We start from the raw sequence: 19,263 nt of genomic DNA on the forward strand, positions 1-19,263 counted from the left end.
TGTGAGGCCACCTCCAGGAGGGGGGGACAGGGAAGGGGGGGTGGTTGCGAGGGCTGGTATCGCGTTTGACTGGAGCCCATCACGGTTGCTCCTCCCCCCCCCCCCCCCCCCCCCCTTCCCCCCACTCCCATGTCGTCGGAAAGCCGCGTGCTCCCCGCGTGTGCCGGGGATGCGGGCGACAACCTGTACTTTCCTGCAGCGTGGAGCACGGCTCCCCGTCGGCGACTCTTCTGGCCGGGCGGGCGTGATCAAACTAGTGACCGAATGAAATCACTTGAAGTGAAATTCTGGCAACGCATAGTCAGCATGCATGGCATGGTCTCGTCATGAAGGCGATCGCAACGGGGGTGGCAACGACCATAGCGGCCACGGCTCTTCTTGCCGGTAGCCTCGCCACACCCGTACACGCTGCCGACTGGAAGACCCTCAAGTGCACGCAGACGGACTGGGATGGCAGGGTGGTTCCCACCCGGCTGGGCAACAGCGAACTGGGCTGGAGGCACTTCTCCGGGCGCCACAACATCAAGAAGTGCAGAATCGTGAACGCCGCGATCAACGGCAAGCCCGACGTGATTCGGGGAGCTCACCTTGAGTACTGGGCCTATGCCTGGAAGGGAAGCGCCCGAGTGCAGGTCGTCGTCGCCGTTCAGCACGCACGCAAAACCGCAGACGGACGCTACGATGCCGGCCGTGGTCAGACCATCGGTGTCATCACCGCCTACTGCAAGGGCATGAACAGGTGCCCGAACTGGCTCAACGAGTGACATTGTCGACGAGTGACTTCCCTGTATGAGGACATCGCAGAGCAGCAGGCGGACATTGTCCGCCTGCTGCTTCACCACATCCACGCACCCCTGCCCGAGGCCCAGTTCATCCGAGGGGTTCTTCCCGCACCGTTCCCTGCCGAGGCGGTTCGCATCGTCACCGGCAACCAGGACGCTCGCGCACCAGAGGAGCTGACCGCATGGGAGATCCCCCTCCGTTCCCCCGACGATCCTGACGAGCTGCTGGGCGCTCACGACGTTCTCGGTATCCTGCGAGCCCTCCACACCGGAACCCACATCTACCCCAGCGACCGCATCGGCACCGTGATGGGCATGACCCTCGTCCGTGTCGACCCCACACAGATCGACCCCGCTGCCCCGAGCCCGGACGACAACGTTTTCACCATCCTCCGCACCCTCACCTACCCCTGGACCGAAGACCGGCCCGCGCTCCGCCTCCGCGGTTTCCTCCTTCACAACGCCGACCGGCTGCGCCTGTACCTGGACCAGGAAGGAGCCCTCGACGTGGTCGCTGCAGACGTACGGCCGTCCGGCGCCATCACCGCCCTGCTTGCCGCCCTACGGCCCCTGATCACTGAGGAAGAGCGCACAGTCCTGGACAACACCGACCCGCACTGCTCCCGCCTGGTGGACCTCACCGGCTGGTGACACTCAACAGGGGCTGAGCACCCCAGGATGCACCGAGCTGAGCAGATGCCTGTCCGGGTCGATCGCGAGGCACCTGGAGATCTCGAAGAGCACGGTGAAGCGGGCACTGGCCAAGGACCGGCCGCCAAAGACGGCCTGCCTCCTGGAGCCTCGCCGCCCCGTTACTCGGTGGCGAGGTCCCGGATGCAGCAGCGGACCGCGTCGGCGTCCCACCCGGCCAGGGGCGGAGCGGACGTCACATCGCATCGCCCGGCACGGCGGCGGCTTCCAGCAATGCGGTGACGGTCGTGACTCAGCCCGATGCCGCGCCGCGACGAACCGGGTTGACCTGGCGGGGGGTTCAGGTCCGGATCGGGCCCGCGGACCTCGTGCCGCCGAACGATTCGCGGGCGGTGCGTTTCCGGCGGAACCCCGAGCCTCGGGCGGCGACCGCGGCGACGCCGCCGGGCGCGGCGTGTCGAGACCGCGGCCAACGCCGCGCAGAACCGCGCCGACGGTGACCGAAAACCAACCCTTGATGGCATGAGCACGTCCCCCAACAATGCGCATGACAAGCCGGAGTGGTCACTCCGGCCACTCACGTCGCAAGAGGGGACCCCCACATGAACAAGCCTCTCGCCGGCGCACTGCTCGCGCTCACGCTCCTCGGAGCGGGCGCCGCACCCGCCGTCGCCGCCGGAAACCCGACGGACACCACCGCCGCTGCCGCCCCGCAGGTGAGCGCCAAGGCGGTCGACTTCGCCGGAACCGTGGCACTCAGCAACTGCTCAGGCTCCGTGGTCAAGGCGCCCGGATCACAGCCGGACGATCCCGCACTCGTCCTGTCCAACGGCCACTGCATCGAGACCGGCTTCCCCGGCCCCGGTGAGGTCGTGCTCAACCAGCGCTCGAACCGGAGCTTCGGGCTCCTCAACTCCTCGGGAACCAGGGTCGCGACGCTGCGAGCGAGCAGGATCGCGTACGCCACGATGACCGACACCGACGTCTCGCTCTACCAGCTCACCAGCACCTACGCGCAGATCCAGAGCCGGTACGGCATCAAGCCGCTGGAACTCGACGCCGCGCACCCCGTGCAGGGCACGGCCATCAAGGTGGTCTCCGGCTACTGGAAGCGGATCTACAGCTGCAACGTCGACGGCTTCGCCTACCGCCTCAAGGAAGGCGCGTGGACCTGGAATGACTCGGTCCGCTACACCTCCAGCTGCAACACCATCGGAGGCACGTCCGGTTCGCCCGTCATCGACAACACCACCGGGAAGGTCGTCGCCGTCAACAACACCGGCAACGAGGACGGGGGCCGCTGCACCGACAACAACCCCTGCGAGGTCGACGAGAACGGCAACGTGACCGTACGGCAGGGGATCAACTACGCCCAGCAGACCTACACGCTCGTCCCGTGCATCGGGGCCGGCAACCAGATCGACCTGAACCGGGCGGGCTGCACACTGCCCAAGCCGTAAGCGGTACGGAGGCCGGACCCGAGGCTCAGGTCCCGGCCTCCGCCACATCCCCGGCCCGGCCGCCACGATGGTCGGGCCCGCGACGTCCGTCAGGCCTTGGCCGGCACCGTGAACCCGTCAGGCAGTTCGATCCCGAAATCGTGTTCCAGGACCTTCAACACCTCTGCGTGCTCTTCCAGTTCGTGCACCGAGCGGCCCCCGTCCGCGCAGGTCTCGACCAGGGACCGGTTCATCAGCAGGAGATGCACCTCCGCGGTGGCCCGCTGCACGTACACGTACTGCCGGAACGGCGACCGCGGGTTCGTCGCCAGGTACCAGTTGACGATCTCGAAGTCCGGCGTCTCGAACGGCTCCAGGGAGAACGCGTACTGATCGGCCCAGACGCCGCCGTCCTCCCCATCCTCGTGGGCCTGGAGCACCCACAACTCCAGCGGGCCGTGGTGCGGTTCGTGCACGAACCGGTGCCGGCGCCCGGCCTCCCGGAACTCCGTGTCCGCGACCAGCGGCACCGGGTGGTTCAGCGCGCCGACCGCGCCGAAGCCCACGTCCACGACGTACGGGCCGGGCTCGCCCGGCACCTCGACGAGCAGCAGCATGTGCGAGCGGGGCCGCACCGCGCCGGGCGCCGCGCGCAGCCGTACCCGCGCGGCGAGCCGGGTCACCCCGAAGCCGAGCTGCTCCAGGACGGCCGCCATGAGCGTGTTGTGCTCGAAGCAGTACCCGCCCCGCCCGCCCCGGACGAGCTTCGCCTCGACGTCGGGCACGGCGAGAGAAGGCGCGATACCGCGGACCGGGTCCAGGTTCTCGAAAGGAATGCCGTAGAGGTGCGCGCGTTGCACGGCCCCGAGGGTCTCCAGATCGGCCCGGGCCGACCCCGTGTACCCGATGCGGGCGAAGTAGGCGGAGAGATCGACTGCCGGCGGCTCGGGGTGGTCTGTAGCGGTCATGCCGTCGACCGTACGCGCGAGTACGCACGCGTGGCGTCGGGCCACGTGCGGTAGTGGCATGGTCCTTCCGGCCTACGACTTCGGCCCCGAGTCGCCTACGACGACGGCCTCCCAGAAAGGCGTACGCATCGCATGCCGCCACCCGGGCCCGGCCCCGGCAGGCTGCCCACCCTGGTCACCGTCAACGGTGTGCTGTGGCACGCCCCTGCCATCGCGACGGGGCTGCGGAGGCTCGCGGGTCCTGGCCGACGCTGAGGCCGCGGTGGGACCGGTCCGTCAGCCGGCCCCACCACGTGGGCATCATCCGATGGCCTGGTGTCCTGCCCAGGTCGGGTCGTCGACGCTGCCGGTCACGGGGAACATGGTGGCGAGTCCTGCGGCCCGGCCGGGATAGACGCGGGCGTCGCCGCTGCTGGTGAGGACCCAGATGTCGGGGATCCCGTCACCGCTCGCGTCGGGCGTACCCGTCACGACCGGGAGCGAGGTCCGGCTCCATCCGGAACTGCCGTAGGTGTCGAGCTGTCCGGCGGAGGCGGCCTTGGTGGCCAGGGAGCTGAGGTCCGTACCGCCACCTGTCTTCAGCTTGCCCTGGCGCATGCGGAGCGCGCCGGCCGAGGCGTCCCGGTACACGAGGTCGACGGCTGTGTCGCCCGCGATGTTCGCGATCTGTACGAGGTCTCGCTGGGACCAGTCCTCGCCGGTGAGCTGCTGGGCGGACTCGAAGCTGACGCCGGTGTAGCCCGTGAAGGCCCACAGTCCGTCGGTGGTGGTGGCGAACATGTCGGTCCGGCCGTCCCCGGTGACGTCCCCGACCGCGACGATCTGCCGGAACGTGCTGGGTGCGGGGGCTCCGGGCGGGAGCAGCACGTTGAGACGGGCGGCCACGTCGAAGCTGCCGTATCCGTCGCCGGGGTAGACGTACAGCTTGCCGTCGGACATGCGCGCGACCAGGTCCTGGATGCCGTCGCCGGGAAGCAGATCACCGTTGTGGGTGATCAGGGCGCCCTTCCAGTAGTCGGACGGGAGGCTCTTGACGCTTCCGTCCCCTTCCGTGGTGTAGGCCGCGGGCATCGGCTGCGAATGGAACTTCTCGCTGCCTGCGGGCCTCACGTGCAGTTCCAGCGTGCCGGCACTGTCGACGGTGTAGACGTCGGGGGCCTTGTCGCCCGTGACGTCCCCGGGGGAGTCCAGGACCGGGCCCGGTTTGACGTTGAACCTGTAGATCCGTGCTCCGGAGACGTTGCCGGCGTTGTCGACGGACCGCACGTAGAGGACGCAGGGCCCGGCGTACGGCGGCTTGAGGGAGATGATCGAGCGGTAGTCGCGTTCCGGATTGGGGAGCGTGTTCTCGGCGAAGGCGGAGGTCCAACCGTACTCGTACCGGTTCAGGTCCTTGGCCTTGTCCAGTGGCAGGTTCGGCGAGAGCGTGAACAAGGAAGCGGTACCGAACGGGACGGTCGACCACTTGTCGCTGTCACTGAGGGCTTCGGGGTACTCGGTGGACCGGACCGCCGGAGGCGGCGGGGCTGTGTGGTCCACCCTGAACTGGCAGTACAGACTCACCCCTGCCGGACCCCAGGCCGATTTCGCTCCTGCCGTGTCGATGGACTGGGCGCTCCACGAGTAGGTCTTGCCGTCGGTGAGCTCCCCCCACGCCACGGTCGTCGTCACCGCGCCGCTGCTGTTCGGTGTGAGGAGTGCGTCCCGGACGAGGCTTCCGGGAGCGTCGTTCGGCCAGATGCGCAGCAGTACGTGCTTCAGGTCGCCGTCGTGGTCGGCGCCTGCCGCGTGGAAGACGATGTCGCTCTTGCCCACCGACGGCGGGTACATCGTCTCGCAGGGGCCGCCGGGGCTCATGTACATCGACGAACGCTCCGGTTCCAGCGGCGGCCGGTTGTAGGTGACCTCGATGGAGGGGGAGTTCTCACCGTTCGCCATGAACTTCTTCCAGGAAGCCGGGTCGCCCTCGTTGGTGGCCCGCAGGCCGAAGCTCAGGGTTTCCCAGCCGCTGGTGGCCGCCTGCTGTGCCTGGGGTGTGATGCCCATCTTGGTCCAGGAGTCGGGGCAGGTGACGGCTTTGTAGCCGTGCCCGTTGCTGGCGTGGTTGGCCTGCTCGTGCCAGCCCGGCTGGTTGTTCCAGGTGTCGGAGGTGGACACGGAGTCGGTGCGGTAGAGGTCGAAGCGCCGTGTCTCGCAGCCCCAGGAGTAGGTCTGGAGAGCGCGGAAGTACGCGGACTGGATGGTTGCGCCGTGGGCACGGGTGTCGAAGTAGAACGTGAACACCGAGCGGGACAGGCCGCCGGTGTCCGACTCGAAGCCGACGCGGGCCTCTTCGGTACCGTCGAAGAAGTTCTGGCCGTTGTAGAAACTGGAGTTTGGGTACGGCTTGTAGAGGAGCGTCCAGTTCTTCTTGCGGCCGATGAACGGCGGGTCGATGAACACCGGGTAGACGGTGTCTGCGTCGTTCAGAAGCCGCTGGTCGACCTGGATTGCGAGGACGTCGTCCGCGCCAAGTGTGGTGGGCATGATCCCGTCGTGGGTACCCGGTTGCGGACCGGCCAGGCCCGGGAGGGCAAGGGTCGGGTGAGTCGTGGTCGGAGCAGGTGCCGACGCCGGGGGCTCCTCGCCGATGGTCGTCTTCACCGGTCCGGCGGAGTCCCACGCGTAGGGCGTGGGTGTCGATGCCATCTCCTCACCGTTGACGTTGCGCGCCGTGACGGCCTGGGTCTTCTCATTCCGCTGGAACGTCAGGTCGGGGGAGGACAACCGGTAGCTGAGTTCCTTCAGCAAAGGATCTGCCGCGGCCTGCTTGGTGTGGACGACCAGTACGTGGGAGTAGCCGCCGTCGCGCGCGGACATCAGCAGGTCGATGCCGGGCCGAACGTTCTCGTACAGCGCCCGGGAGCCGTCGACGACCGGTTCGGGCAGTGGCCCCGGCCAGCTCACGACCACGTCGTGACCGTCGACGGTCAGTCGCACCAGCTCCGTCCACTGACCGGGTGCGTCAGCCGTCAGCGCCGTACGCGTGTACGTCCGATCGGCACGCCCATCTCCACGGCCCTCACTCTTGGTTCCAGCCGCATCGCTGCCGGCGCTGAACAGGAGGGGGCTGTTGACGGCCTTGGGTGCGTATCCGCCCTTCACCCGCTGCAGGGTCGTGTCGATCTTCTTCCACTCGCCGCCGACCTTGGCACGGATCGTGTCGCTGTGCGTGCGGCTGCGCAGCAGCCCGTCCGGAAGCGCCCACGTGGTCGTCGTGGCAGTGCGGTCGGCGACGACCTCGACCTTCTTGCCGGTCTGCTTCGCCTGACGCAGCGCACCGGCCACGTCCAGCGGGCCCTTTCCAGCGGTGCTGTCACCGGATCGGTCGTGTCCGGAGAGTACGTGGATGCCCACCGGAATTGCGATGGCCGCCGCAATGAGGGCTGCCAGAAAGGCAGTTGCCCGTCTTCTTCGGCCTTTCCTCGCCGTCGTCCCACTGGGAGACGTCGTTTCTTCCGCACCCTTGGCGGCGTCCATGGTGGTTCCTCTCCCCCCTCGGGCGCCTGGATGCCGAGCTGCCCTTGGAATTACCCGTGACCGGAGTCGGTCGTGCGCGAGACGAACGTCGATCGACCCTGCCGCGCACAGATTTGTGCCAGCAGAGCATGGCTCATCTTCACGACTTCGTCACGCTGCCCGTAACCGACGGCGGATTGAACGGTTCGGCCTCCAGGCACGTCAAAGAAGGTGACCAGGCGAAGGTCGGGGCGGCCGCCAGATCCGCCATGAGAAGTTCCGGCCGGGATGAACATGGGCATATGGGGCTATTCTTGGGAGGATGAGTGGCGATTTACCGTCCTGTGTCGACTTTCTGATCATCCGTAAGATGATCAGGCAGTGCATGGGGGTTTCAAATACTCTTCCCCTTCAGTCGCGTGACTTCCCATTCGTTCTGTGATTGACGTCACGACCGAATGGGGATTATGGATTTCCTGTGCCCTCGATGCGCAGAATCTCGGGGCTATTTGTCAATTCCCTGTCGCGTGTCGGTACCGCGGCAGCGGTGTGGGGGGTCCAATGCCGTCGTCGGCATCGACGAGTCCTTTGCGTCAGCGCGCCCGTGCGCGGCGACGCCGTTCGGCACGCACCATCGGCGTCGTGCTGTCCGCCGTCATGGCGGTGTCACTGCTTCCCGCCGAAGCCTGGGCGCTGCCCCCCGGCGACCCGCGCAGCGGCATCGTGCTGCCCGCACTCCAGGACACCGACCCACTCGCCCTCGACGAGACCAAGACCGCGGCGCTGGAGAGCTGGAAGGGCGCCCCAGCCGATCCTCTGGACGAGTACGAGCCGACAGCTCTCACACCACCGGCCGAGGCGGCGGCGCCGGTGGACCTGACGGGAGCGGGCGACGACCTGGTGCCGGCCGGCAACCTCCCGGTGAGTATCGGCAAGGCGTCGCCGACAGCCGAGAATCCGAGTCCGGAGGCGCCGACGGGCACATGGAACGTGACCGTGGAAGGGCGCACCGACACCGAGTCCAAAGAACTGGACGGCGCCATCGTCACCGTGACGCCGCCGTCCACCGGCTCGACGCCCGTCGACGTCGAGCTGGATTACAGCAAGTTCGACGACCTCTACGGCACGGAGTGGGCTTCGCGGCTCGAGCTCGTGCAGCTTCCCGAGTGCTTCCTCAGCACCCCCGAGCTGGAGGAATGCACGACCGTCACCGAGGTGCCCAGCGAGAACGACCCGAAGGCGAAGACGGTCACCGCGACGGTCGACCCCGCGGCCGCCCAGCCGGAGGGCCTGTCCACCCAGTCCGGCGGCGGTCCGGTCGTGCTGGCGGCCACCGACTCAGCTGCCGGCTCGGCTGGTTCGTACAAGGCGACGCCGCTGTCCCCCTCCGGCACATGGACGGCCGGCGGCAGCGGCGGGGGCTTCTCGTGGACCCACCCCTTGGCGGTCCCCGAGCCCCCGGCGGGGCCGGCTCCCAAGATCGCGTTCACTTACTCCTCCCAGGCAGTGGACGGAAAGACGTCCGTCTCCAACGGTCAGGCGTCATGGATCGGTGACGGGTGGGACTACAACCCGGGCTTCATTGAGCGGCGCTACCGCACTTGCTCCGACGACCGGGGGAAGGACAAGGACGACCGGCTCCCGAACAACACAGGTTCCAAGGACAAGAAGAAGTCGGACCTCTGCTGGGCCGGTCACAACGTCGTGATGTCTCTCGGCGGATCGACTACCGAGCTGGTACGCGACGACGCCACCGGCACGTGGATCCCGTCCAACGATGACGGCTCCAAGGTCGAGCTGGTCACCAGCCCGGATGTCGTGAACGGTGCGCGTGATGGAGAGCACTGGGTCGTCACCGCCACGGACGGCACCAAGTACTGGTTCGGTCGACACCAGGTCGGCCGTGACGCTCCCACCAACTCGGTCTTCACCGTCCCCGTCTTCGGCAACCATCCGGACGAGCCGTGCCACCAGGCGGCCTACGCCGATTCGGGATGCCGGCAGGCCTGGCGCTGGAACCTCGACTACGTCGAGGACGTGCACGGCAACGCCATGGTCATCACCTGGCGCCAGGAGCTGAACCGCTACGCCAGGAACCAGAAGTTCCAGGAGAAGGAAGCCGACAAGGTCCAGTACGTGCGCGGCGGTCACCCGGTCGAGATCCTTTACGGTCTCCGGAAGGACAACATCAAGGGCGCGCCGTCGGCAACGGTGACCTTCCAGGTGGATCAGCGCTGCATCAGGGGCGGTGTCACCACCTGTTCCGACACGGAGTTCGAGTCCAAGAACTACGAGGACAAGCAACCCTGGTGGGACACACCGACCACCTTGAACTGCACGATGACGGTGAAGAACTGCTACGTCTCGTCGCCGACGTTCTGGTCCCGCCATCTCCTGAAGAAGGTCACGACCAGGGCCCAGCGGACCCGTGGTTCCACCGCGCTGTCCGAGGTGGACACCTGGAACCTCGGTCACTCGTTCCCCACGTCCCGTACGGACACGCACCCTCCGCTGTGGCTGGACTCGATCGAGCACACGGGCCACGGCGCCCCGGGCAGTGGCGAAAACCTCCTGACGACGCTCGCCCCGGTCAGGTTCCTGCCGAACAGCGGCCGGATGGACAACCGCGTGACGAACGGTCCGAGCGACCCGACACCTGGCTTCAACCGCCTGCGCATCGCCACCATCCGCACCGAGACCGGCGGCGACATCGCCGTCGAGTACTCCGCCCCGTGCACCGCCGACGCCGTCAAGGACCTCAAGCCCGAGGACAACCACACGCGCTGCTTCCCGGTCCACTGGTCACCCGACCCGGACCTCGAGAAGCCGCCGATCGAGTGGTTCAACAAGTACGTCGTCACGAGCGTGACGGAGAAGGACCGCGTCGCCGATCAGCCGGACGTCGTCACGACGTACGAGTACGACGAGGACCACGCGGCGTGGGCGAAGGACACCGATGAGTTCTCGAAGCCGGAGCTGCGGACCTACAACCAGTGGCGCGGCTATGCGTGGGTGAAGGTCACCAAGGGCGAGGCGAAGACCGCCGACAACACAGCCGTGTGGAGTCCGCAGACCCAGACCCGCACGTCGTACTTCCGGGGCATGGGCGGCACGGTCAAGGACTCCACTGGCGCTGAGCTCGGACCCGACCTGGAGCCGTACCAGGGCATGATGGCGGAGCAGGTCACCTACACCGGTGTCGGCGGAAGCATTCTCACCCGACAGGTGACCGTGCCATGGAGCCAGAAGACCGCCACCCGTGCCAGAACCGGACTGCCCGCGCTGGAGGCGTACCGGACCGGCACGGCCCGCACGGACACCACCCAGGTACTCAGCCCCACCAGTGAGCGTTCCGTACGGACCACCACGACGTACGACGAGACGTATGGTCTGCCGGAGACGGTCCACAGCGCCACGTTCACCACCGCGATCGACGGCACCACCCGCACCCCCTCGGCCTACGCACACGAGACGTGCGCCGCAACGTCGTACGTGCACAACACCGCAGCCCACCTCATCGGCCTTCCTGCCCGGGTGCGCACCACCGTCGGCGGCTGTTCCGCCGCCGCTCGAGCGGCCGCGGCCACGAACACCGACCTTCTTGTCTCGGACACGCGGACTGCATACGACACCATGGGCGCCTTTGGAACCGCGCCGGTCACAGGACTGGTCGCGCAGGTCGACACCATCGACGGCGACGGTGACGGGTGGATCCCCACCACACGAACCGAGTACGACGCCCTGGGCCGCCCGACCAAGGTCACCGACGCCGACGGCAACGTGACGCTGACCGCCTACACACCAGCAACCGGCCCGGCCTTCACGACGACGGTCACCAACGCCAAGGGCCACATCGCCAAGACAGAGGTCGACCCGGGCCGGGGCACACCCCTGTCCGCGACCGATCCCAACGGACGCAAAGTCACCACCAGCTACGACAACCTCGGCCGCACCACCGCCGTCTGGACGCCGTCACGCCAGCAGGGCACGGACGCCGCGGTCGTCGAATTCCGATACCAGACGGACGTCAGCAAGGCCACGGCGGTCACCACCCGGACGCTGCGCGACAACGGAACATACGCAGACGCGGTCGTCATCTACGACGGTCTGCTGCGCCCGGTTCAGACGCAGACAGAGGCCATGGGCGGCGGCCGGATCGTCACCGACACGAAGTACAACACCCTGGGCGCGGTGCGCTCGACCGCCAACGGCTACCTGATGGACGGCGAGCCTGCCGAGCAGATCGTCGTCCCCACATCGGTCACCCAGATACCCAACTCAACCGAGATGGCATACGACGGCGCTGGCCGGGCGGTCAAGGTCACGACCCTCCACAAGGGGAGCAAGCAGTACACGGCGACAACCGAGTACGGCGGCGACTGGACGCTGGCCCGCTCGGTCCTGCACCCGGAAACCCTCGCCCCCCTGGAAGGCAGCCGGTCTGTCAGGACACATACCGACGAACTCGGCCGCACCTCCAAGATCCAGCACGCCGCGTCCAGCGACCTGACCGCCTGGAACGACACCACGTACGAGTACGACGCCCGCGGCAACCTCAACAAAGTCCGCGACCACCAGAGCAACCTCTGGACGTACACCTACGACGCGCGCGGCCGGCTGACCGCCTCGTCCGACCCCGACATGGGCCTGTCCCAGCTGGGCTACAACGCTCTCGACCAGCAGGTCTGGTCCGAGAACAGCCGCGGGCAGCGCCAGTACACCAGTTACGACGTGCTCGGCCGGCAGACCGAGCTCCGTGACGACAGCCTCACCGGCCCCCTTGTCGCGAAGTGGACGTACGACTCCGTCGCAGGCGCCGTCGGCCGGCCGGTTGCCGCCATCCGCTACAACGACGGAGCCGAATACCGTACCGAGGTCACCGGCTACGACACCGAGTACCGCCCAACCGGCACCAGGCTCACCATCCCCAGCGGCAAGGACATCACCACCGGGCTCGCCGGCACTTACGAGTACCGCTACACCTACACACCCACCGGAAAGCTCCAGAGCACCACGCTTCCCGCGACGCCCGGCGGCCTGGGCGAAGAAAAGGTCATCACCCGCTACAACGGCGACGGCGCCCCCATCACCACCTCCGGCCTCGCCTGGTACACCGCCGGCACGGTCTACAGCCCGTACGGCGAGGTACTGCGCACCGCCTCCGGCGAGGCACCGCGCCGTGTATGGTCGACCGGCGAATACGACGCGAACACCGGTCGGCTGACGAAGACCTCCGCCCTGCGCGAGCTCCCCGGCAGTGCCTCCGTCACCGCGACGACGTACGCCTACGACCCCTCCGGCCAGGTCACGTCGATCAGCGACACCGCCGACGGCATCACCGAGAACCAATGCTTCGACTACGACGCCTTGGGCCAGCTCGTGAAGGCATGGACAGGCAAGACGTCCGCCTGCGCCGGCCCCTCCGCCGCTGACGTCGCACCGGGCACGGACGGCTCCGGCTACTGGCACGAGTACGCGTTCGACGCGATCGGCAACCGCGCCGGACTCACGGTTCACGACCCGATGGGGACCAAAGCACCCCAGGAGTACAAGTACACCTACGGCAGAGAGGTCACGGGCAACGGGACCGCACCGCCGGTGAAGGTCCAGCCACACACACTGGCCGACATCCAAACCCGCGAGGTCGTGGGCGGCTCGACCTTCCAGCTGCGGGACAGCTTCGCCTATGACCCGACCGGCAACACCACCCAACGCGTCACCGGCGGGGGACAGACCAAGAAGTTCACCTGGGACCGTCGCAACCAGCTCACGTCCGCCGACACGCAGAACGACGGCACCGCGGACGTCACGTACATCTACGACGCCGGCGGCAATCGCCTCATCGAACAGGACGGCACCGCCCGCACCCTCTACCTCGGCGACGCCCAGATCAAGGTCAACACCGCCGGAACCCCGCTGTCCGCCGAGCGCTACTACACCCACCCCGGCGCCCCGACAACGGTCCGCTCCACCGGCGGCAAGACCACCGGCCACAAGCTGACCGTTCTCCTCGCCGACCACCACAACACCGCCACCACGGCCATCGACCTGGCCGACGGCCTACCGGTCACCCGCCGCAAGTTCGACCCCTACGGCAATCCCCGCGGCACCAAACCCACCAGCTGGCCCGGCCGCCAGACATTCCTCGGCACCGGCGTCGACGACCAGCTGACCGGCCTCACCCACATCGGCGCACGCGAATACGACCCGACAACAGGCCGGTTCATCTCCGCGGACCCGGTGATCAACCTCACCGACCCGCTCCAGATGAACGGGTACGCCTACGCCAACGGCAACCCGACCACCTTCAGCGACCCGAGCGGACTGTTCTGCGACGGCTGCAGCGCGAACGAGGACAACTCTGCATGGGGACCCGATCACGGTGCTGGCTGCACCACGGAGGGCTGCTACAGCCCAGGTGGGGACCGCGTCATCTACAACCCCAACACCTCTACGCCGCAGAGGCCGAAGACCAGTGCCACCGTCAAGATCACGAAGGACGGAAAGGGAACCACCCGGATCGAGGGAATGCGAGTCCCCACCGCCCAGGAACTGGCGGCCCGCTTTCCCTTCGCCAAGACTGAGAGCGAACGTCTCAGGCTCTGGGCGCAGGAAAAATGCCACCACCCTGAGGAGAACGGCAAGTTCTGTGCAGGCGCGGGGGAACTGGGCCTCACAGGCATCTCTGGAAACATCGATCTCCTGGATGTGATCGGTGTTCGCGACGCCATCGACTGCGCCGTCGGTCAGGACGGTGCGGCCTGTGCCATGGTCGCCGTAGACATTGTGATCACGGTGCTGTCCGTTGGAGCCGGAAAGGCCGCCAAGATCGCCTTCAAAGCGATGAAACAGGGCGCAAGGAAGGGCGATCCGGGAGAGGCTGTCGAATGTCTTGTCTCGGCGGCGAACAGTTTTCCTGCCGGGACGCTGGTCAGGCTCTCCGATGGCACGACCAAGCCGATCGAGGAGATCGAGGTCGGCGACGAGGTGCTGGCCACGGATCCGGAGACAGGAGAGACGGACCCAAAGCCTGTCACCACTACGATCCACAGCGCCGACGACAAGCAATACGTCGAGCTGACTCTTTCCGAAGGGCGCGGTGGAGACGGCGGGCGCAAGCTCACCACTACGGACCACCACCCCTTCTGGGCCGAATCCGAACTTGCGTGGCTCGATGCCGGTGACCTCAAGCCCGGGATGACGCTGCGCAGCGACGAAGGATCTTCCGTCCTGGTGACCGACGTCCGGTCATATGAGGAGCAACGGGAGACGTACAACCTCACGGTTGCCGACCTGCACACGTACTATGTACTCGCTGGGCAGACGCCGGTCCTCGTTCACAATGACGGCGGATTCGACTGGGAGAAGGGGCTCGAGGACCTCAAGAATGACTGGGACTCGGGCGATCTCGATGATGACGGTTACCATGCTCCGCGAGGAAACCAAGCAGAAAACAAGGAATTCAAGGATGCGCTGCGTGAAGTCGAACGAGGCCTCGGTCGTCAGATAACGCCAGCGGAGCGTCGGTCCCTGCACGACAGAATCACTGGACAGGGGTACGACTATCATCGGATCGTGGAAGAGGCTAGGGGGATGTTCGGTGGCTGCTAACGATCAGACGGCCGAGATCCGACGACTCCTCCAGGGCGCGACAGTTCGCTCTGTTGGCAGGGCCGCCGACTTGGGCGTGGTGGAGTTCGCTGGCCCTCATGGTGAGGAACTCAGCGCCCATATACAGTGCCCTTTCCGGGTCTTGCAGGAAGGGAAACTCGTTCTGGGGTCCCGCGACATGAGATACCCGCAACGAGGGGCCGGGTCGGAAGCGTTTGATCAGTTCAGAACCATCTATGATTCGCGAGCTGCGACGTTGAGTGGGATCCTCGAACAGCTTCGACCAGCTGTGACAGAGGTTACTTTCGGCGACGGCGGACATCTCGCCGTCGTGTGGGAACCTGCTTTCCGGATCGAGGCATTTCCTGACTGTTCCGGCCCCGTGGAAGCCTGGAGAGTTTTTACGCGAGGTGGCCGGCATTATGGGTTTCCTGAGGGATCTCTCTAGGATCCTTTCTTTCATGGAGGAAGCTCACGTGCTGTCGAGATGTGCAGAATCGGGCTGATTCACGCATCGGTGAGATTGTCAATCGCAGCCCGATGGACGAAGAGGGGTCTGCCGGAGATGCTTCCGGCAGACCCTTTTGGCTTTGGTGAAGCGGCGGCAACGCCGACGGCAGTGCAGGGGCACAGCACGGCGCTCCCACGCACCTTCCACGGGGCTGGCCGGAATTCTCTGACCAGTGATGTTGCAGGTGGCGACCGCCCAGTTCGCGCACGTACTATGTGCTGGCGGGACAGACTCCGGTTCTGGTTCACAACAGCAACTGCTCTCCGTTCACCGATGGAGACATCTGGGACGGATCATTCAACGTTGGAGGGCAGACGGTTGAGACCATGGCGACCGTCAGGGTGGCCGGAGACACCGTGCACCTGGACGGACTGATGGTCTTCCCGAAGGGGACCCAAGGACTGAGTCGCGCCCCGATCGGGCCAGATGCAATCCGCCAGATGAAGCGCTCCGTCGCCGAGCAGGCGAGATCCCAGGGGTATAGCACCGTCGTGCTGAACTATGAGCGGCATATCCCGAAGCCGGACGGCAGCCTCTACAAGCGACCGGGGTCGATGACCTTGGATGTCGCAAAGATTCTAGGAGATTAGAGAATGGATCGGTCTCGACTGGACGGGTTGGCATCGCGCATCACGGGCCGAGGGCAAGTGGAGCGGGAACCGGTATTCCGAGAACTGCGGGAACTGGGCCTGTCGCCGATCGAAGCGATCTACGTAGCTTCTCGTGTGCTTGGCCTGTCTTTGCCGGAGGCGAAGACCGCGATCTGCGCAAGCACCGCCTGGCGTGATCAGCAGGAGGATTGGCAGCGGCTTCAGTCTGGCCTTGAGGAATGAAGATGCTCGCCAACCTAAAGTTCCGGTAGCAAATTTGAAGCCCCACCAGGTGTCTCCTGGTGGGGCTTCAGCGTGCTCTGTCGGCAGTAGTTGACGCTGAGGTTGAAAGGGTGGGGTGACAGGGTTACGGAGGCTCCAGCCCCAGTCCGGTCTCGGCGATGAATCCGTGGAGCACTTCGGGTCGGCGTTGGATCCTGCGCAAGCGGATCTTCACGAGCGGGGTGAGGTCTTCGATCGTCCGGGGTGCGAGGTTGGCCAGGGACTTCTTCAGATGCGCCCAGACACCTTCGACGGGGTTGAGGTCGGGTGCGTACGGCGGGAGCTTGACGATGGTGAGCCAGTCGCTTTTGCGTTCGCAGAACTCCCGCCGGGCCTTGGCGTGGTGGGTGCTGGCGTTGTCCCAGACCAGGATCAGCGGGGCACCGCCGAGCTGCCGGCGTGCGGAGGTGATCAGTTCGGCGAACTCGCGGGCACGGAAGCCCTTCTTCTCGCCGGTACGGCCCCGGTACGTCTGTGTCCGGTAGATCAGACGGGTCTCTCGGCCCGGTCTGACGCAGACCATCCCGGCCATCAGGACCCGGCCCGAGCCCCTCCCCGTCACCCTGCTCACCGGGGTCCGGCCCCGCCGTGACCAGGTCCGGCCCTTCCCGGGCCTCAGGTCCTGCCCGGCCTCGTCCTCGAAGGCTATCCACGCGCCCAGGAGCTGGGCCGTCCTCTTACCCGTGACCACTGCTCCGTCCGCCACCGCTCCACAGCCGCGTCATCGCGCTCGACGGCCCGGTGGACGGGCACCTGCGGTGACCAGCCCAGCCGGTGCAGCAGATACGACACCCCGCGCGGGGTGTACCGGTAGCCGAACAGGCGGTGGATCAGCTCCGCCACCCGTGCCAGCGTCCAGCGCTGGTCCTCGCTCCAGCTGTGCACGGCCGGTCCGGCCTCCAATTCGACTTGCAGTTGCTCCGCCTGGTCATCGCTGAGCTGACACGGAAAGCCACCAGGCCCCTTGGACACCAGAGCCGCTCTGCCGCCCTCCCGCCAGGCCGCGTGCCAGGCGTACGCCGACTTCCGCGACACCCGTAACCCGCGGGCCACCTCCGGCGGCCGCACCCCTTTCTCGAACATCTCCGCGGCCTCGAAGCGCACCGCCTCGCGCTTTGCCCGCCCCACAGCGGTCAGACCGCCGCCATCCGCATACCTCATGACGAGGATGTAGCACCGCCAACGCCCGCTGTCACCCCACCCTTTCAACCTCAGCGGCAACGGTGGCGGCAACGTCAGCGACAGCCGCTGCGGCGGGTGGGTTGTCGGGGTCGTCGTCCTGGCCGCCGAGTGCGTTGCCGAGGGTGTCGATGGCTTGGCGTTGGAGGCGGAGTCGTACGTGGGCGTAGAATGGAGGACCCGCCGCCACCGCCAGCTGGTCGGTGAACACCTCGACGCCGACCCCGAGTATGACCGCGTCTACGACGAAACCGGCCTGGCCATGACGCTGGGCAAAGCCGTCTACGACCGGCGCAAGCAACTCGGGCTGAGCGAAGCCGACCTGGCCGAGCGCCTGCACACCACCACCGACGAGATCGAAGGCATCGAGACCGCCACCGAACTGCCGCCCATCGCTGTCATCATGCGCCTGGCCCGAGCCCTGGACCTCACCGTCGACATGCACCTCACCCCTTGGGATGAGCCCACCGTCACCATCGTCACCCCGGCCGCCTGACCCCGGGAGGAGCCATGCATGACGCCTCCACAGCACTCGCCCGCGAGCTGGGCCGACTCGTCCACGACCGGCGCACCGAGCTCGGGCTGTCCCAGGCCGAACTGGCTGAGCGGTGCGGAATGAAACAGCCGCAGATCTCCCGCTTCGAAGTCGGCGGAACGGTGCCCACCCTTCCGATGCTGCGCCGCCTGGCCCATGCCCTTGGAGCCGACTTGAGCATCAGTCTCACTCCGCACGACCAGGCCGCTTGACGTGGATCTCAAATCCTGAGAATCCCCCTGAGTGGTCTAGACCGTCGACGGCAGTAGTGACGGCAACACCGGCGGACTTCAGTGCACGTGCACGGACCTGGAACGGCTGTCAAATCGGAGCCCGGTCAGCGAAGTTGCAGCTGACGGCGACCCTGCCCGCACACGTCGCTGGATGCGTCGGCGAGCCGTCTCGCCGGAACCGGCCCGCGATCCCGTTCATGACCTGGTCGCATCGCCCGCCATCGGGCAGGGTCTACCCAACCCCCGATGATCGCCCGGTGGCTGTACCCGTTCCCAGCCCGCGCCACGGACGACCGAGCTCGTGTCGTGGGCGGCCGCTGCGGCGATCTCCGCGACGTGCGGGTACGTCGCGCGCATGTCCGGGGCCGCTTCGGCTGCTGGGCCCGTCGCGGGCGCGGTCCGGCCGGTGCCGAACAGCTCCCGCGCGGGTCGCCGTGACGTTCGGGCTCTACGAGCAGGTGTCCGCCGCCGGGTCGGCAGCCGCGCTCCCGGTGTACGCCTGGGAGTTGACCTGGCCGTCCGGCTTCTGGCGCGCGGCTTCGGGCCCGCCCCGCCGCTGAGGCGCCGGTCGATGCCGGCGCCTAGCGGAACTCGTGGACGACCTGGATCTCTCCCACGATGTGGGCGTTGAAGTCGTCGAGCTCCTCGGCGGGCACCCACAGTTCGAGGATGGTCTCGCCGCCGGCCTGTTGGACGGGGTAGCGGGAGAGGAACTCGGTGTCGACCTCGAAGCGGGTGACGTAGCCGACGCCGCTGTGCTTGACGTTCCAGTCGCGGGCGATGCGGATCGCGTAGTCCTCGTTGAGGACCGGGTAGAAGATCGGCTGCTCCGGGAGGCGGGGCGGCCAGGCACGCCACTTCAGTTCGCGGACCAGCTCCAGCTCCTGGGGGCCGGTGGGGCGCCACAGCGTCGTCGTCGGAGGTCGGCTGGTCATGGGTCCGGTCTTTCCTTGGTAAGGGTTTGGGGAGTGGACGATACCCGTA

The 19,263-nt window shown here is 67.0% G+C and carries 11 protein-coding genes and 1 pseudogene; 8 read left to right on the forward strand and 4 right to left on the reverse strand.

The genetic code is table 11. The features are described 5' to 3' along the window. Nucleotides 1-326 precede the first annotated feature (326 nt). From ACZ4Z5_RS24780 to ACZ4Z5_RS24790, 3 genes are all read left to right on the forward strand, one after another. Entirely contained in the window at nt 327-764 is a 438-nt protein-coding gene (locus ACZ4Z5_RS24780) for a hypothetical protein (protein WP_468266302.1), read from the forward strand. A gap of 12 nt (nt 765-776) precedes the next feature. Beyond that, nucleotides 777-1,433, forward strand: coding sequence for a hypothetical protein (locus ACZ4Z5_RS24785; RefSeq protein ID WP_468266304.1), 657 nt, complete (start codon nt 777-779; stop codon nt 1,431-1,433). 602 nt (nt 1,434-2,035) lie between these two features. Then, a complete protein-coding gene (locus ACZ4Z5_RS24790; protein ID WP_468266306.1) occupies nt 2,036-2,893 on the forward strand; it encodes a S1 family peptidase in 858 nt (285 codons plus the stop codon). A gap of 89 nt (nt 2,894-2,982) precedes the next feature. Here the strand turns inward: ACZ4Z5_RS24790 and ACZ4Z5_RS24795 are convergent, their stop codons facing one another. Then, nucleotides 2,983-3,840, reverse strand: a complete 858-nt coding sequence (locus ACZ4Z5_RS24795; RefSeq protein ID WP_468266308.1) for an arylamine N-acetyltransferase family protein — start codon at nt 3,838-3,840, stop codon at nt 2,983-2,985. A 300-nt stretch (nt 3,841-4,140) separates the two neighbouring features. Further along, nucleotides 4,141-7,236, reverse strand: a complete 3,096-nt coding sequence (locus ACZ4Z5_RS24800; RefSeq protein WP_468266310.1) for a DNRLRE domain-containing protein — start codon at nt 7,234-7,236, stop codon at nt 4,141-4,143. Between the two features lie 744 nt (nt 7,237-7,980). On the opposite strand from ACZ4Z5_RS24800, the gene ACZ4Z5_RS24805 reads away from it, so the two are divergent. The 3 genes from ACZ4Z5_RS24805 (at nt 7,981) to ACZ4Z5_RS24815 (ending at nt 16,293) form a co-directional block, all read left to right on the forward strand. Continuing rightward, a complete protein-coding gene (locus ACZ4Z5_RS24805) occupies nt 7,981-14,949 on the forward strand; it encodes a polymorphic toxin-type HINT domain-containing protein (RefSeq protein ID WP_468266312.1) in 6,969 nt (2,322 codons plus the stop codon). A gap of 837 nt (nt 14,950-15,786) precedes the next feature. Beyond that, the gene (locus ACZ4Z5_RS24810; RefSeq protein ID WP_468266314.1) at nt 15,787-16,050 is read left to right on the forward strand and encodes a hypothetical protein; all 264 of its coding nucleotides are present in this window, start codon (nt 15,787-15,789) and stop codon (nt 16,048-16,050) included. 3 nt (nt 16,051-16,053) lie between these two features. Further along, on the forward strand, nt 16,054-16,293 hold the full coding sequence (locus ACZ4Z5_RS24815) for a P-loop NTPase family protein (protein WP_468266316.1): 240 nt from the start codon (nt 16,054-16,056) through the stop codon (nt 16,291-16,293). 124 nt (nt 16,294-16,417) lie between these two features. On the opposite strand, the gene ACZ4Z5_RS24820 is transcribed toward ACZ4Z5_RS24815, so the two are convergent. After that, a protein-coding gene (locus ACZ4Z5_RS24820) for an IS630 family transposase (protein WP_468266317.1) occupies nt 16,418-17,493 on the reverse strand; the annotation gives its coding sequence in 2 pieces (ribosomal slippage) (nt 16,418-17,034 and nt 17,034-17,493; 1,077 coding nt in all). A gap of 178 nt (nt 17,494-17,671) precedes the next feature. Here ACZ4Z5_RS24820 and ACZ4Z5_RS24825 point away from each other — a divergent pair. Together ACZ4Z5_RS24825 and ACZ4Z5_RS24830 are read left to right on the forward strand one after the other, a co-directional pair. Beyond that, a complete protein-coding gene (locus tag ACZ4Z5_RS24825; protein ID WP_468266319.1) occupies nt 17,672-18,007 on the forward strand; it encodes a helix-turn-helix domain-containing protein in 336 nt (111 codons plus the stop codon). Between the two features lie 35 nt (nt 18,008-18,042). Beyond that, nucleotides 18,043-18,258 (forward strand): annotated as a pseudogene (locus ACZ4Z5_RS24830) (helix-turn-helix domain-containing protein); the annotation flags it as partial. 602 nt (nt 18,259-18,860) lie between these two features. Here the strand turns inward: ACZ4Z5_RS24830 and ACZ4Z5_RS24835 are convergent. Next, the gene (locus ACZ4Z5_RS24835; protein ID WP_468266321.1) at nt 18,861-19,214 is read right to left on the reverse strand and encodes a hypothetical protein; all 354 of its coding nucleotides are present in this window, start codon (nt 19,212-19,214) and stop codon (nt 18,861-18,863) included. Nucleotides 19,215-19,263 lie beyond the last annotated feature (49 nt).

Source organism: Streptomyces sp. NPDC030222 (assembly GCF_055573115.1).

Coding starts and splice junctions, on each gene's coding strand:
- ACZ4Z5_RS24780 (WP_468266302.1), top strand. CDS start 327: ATGAAGGCGATCGCAACGGGGGTGGCAACGACCATAGCGGCCACGGCT.
- ACZ4Z5_RS24790 (WP_468266306.1), top strand. CDS start 2,036: ATGAACAAGCCTCTCGCCGGCGCACTGCTCGCGCTCACGCTCCTCGGA.
- ACZ4Z5_RS24795 (WP_468266308.1), bottom strand. CDS start 3,840: ATGACCGCTACAGACCACCCCGAGCCGCCGGCAGTCGATCTCTCCGCC.
- ACZ4Z5_RS24810 (WP_468266314.1), top strand. CDS start 15,787: ATGGCGACCGTCAGGGTGGCCGGAGACACCGTGCACCTGGACGGACTG.
- ACZ4Z5_RS24815 (WP_468266316.1), top strand. CDS start 16,054: ATGGATCGGTCTCGACTGGACGGGTTGGCATCGCGCATCACGGGCCGA.
- ACZ4Z5_RS24835 (WP_468266321.1), bottom strand. CDS start 19,214: ATGACCAGCCGACCTCCGACGACGACGCTGTGGCGCCCCACCGGCCCC.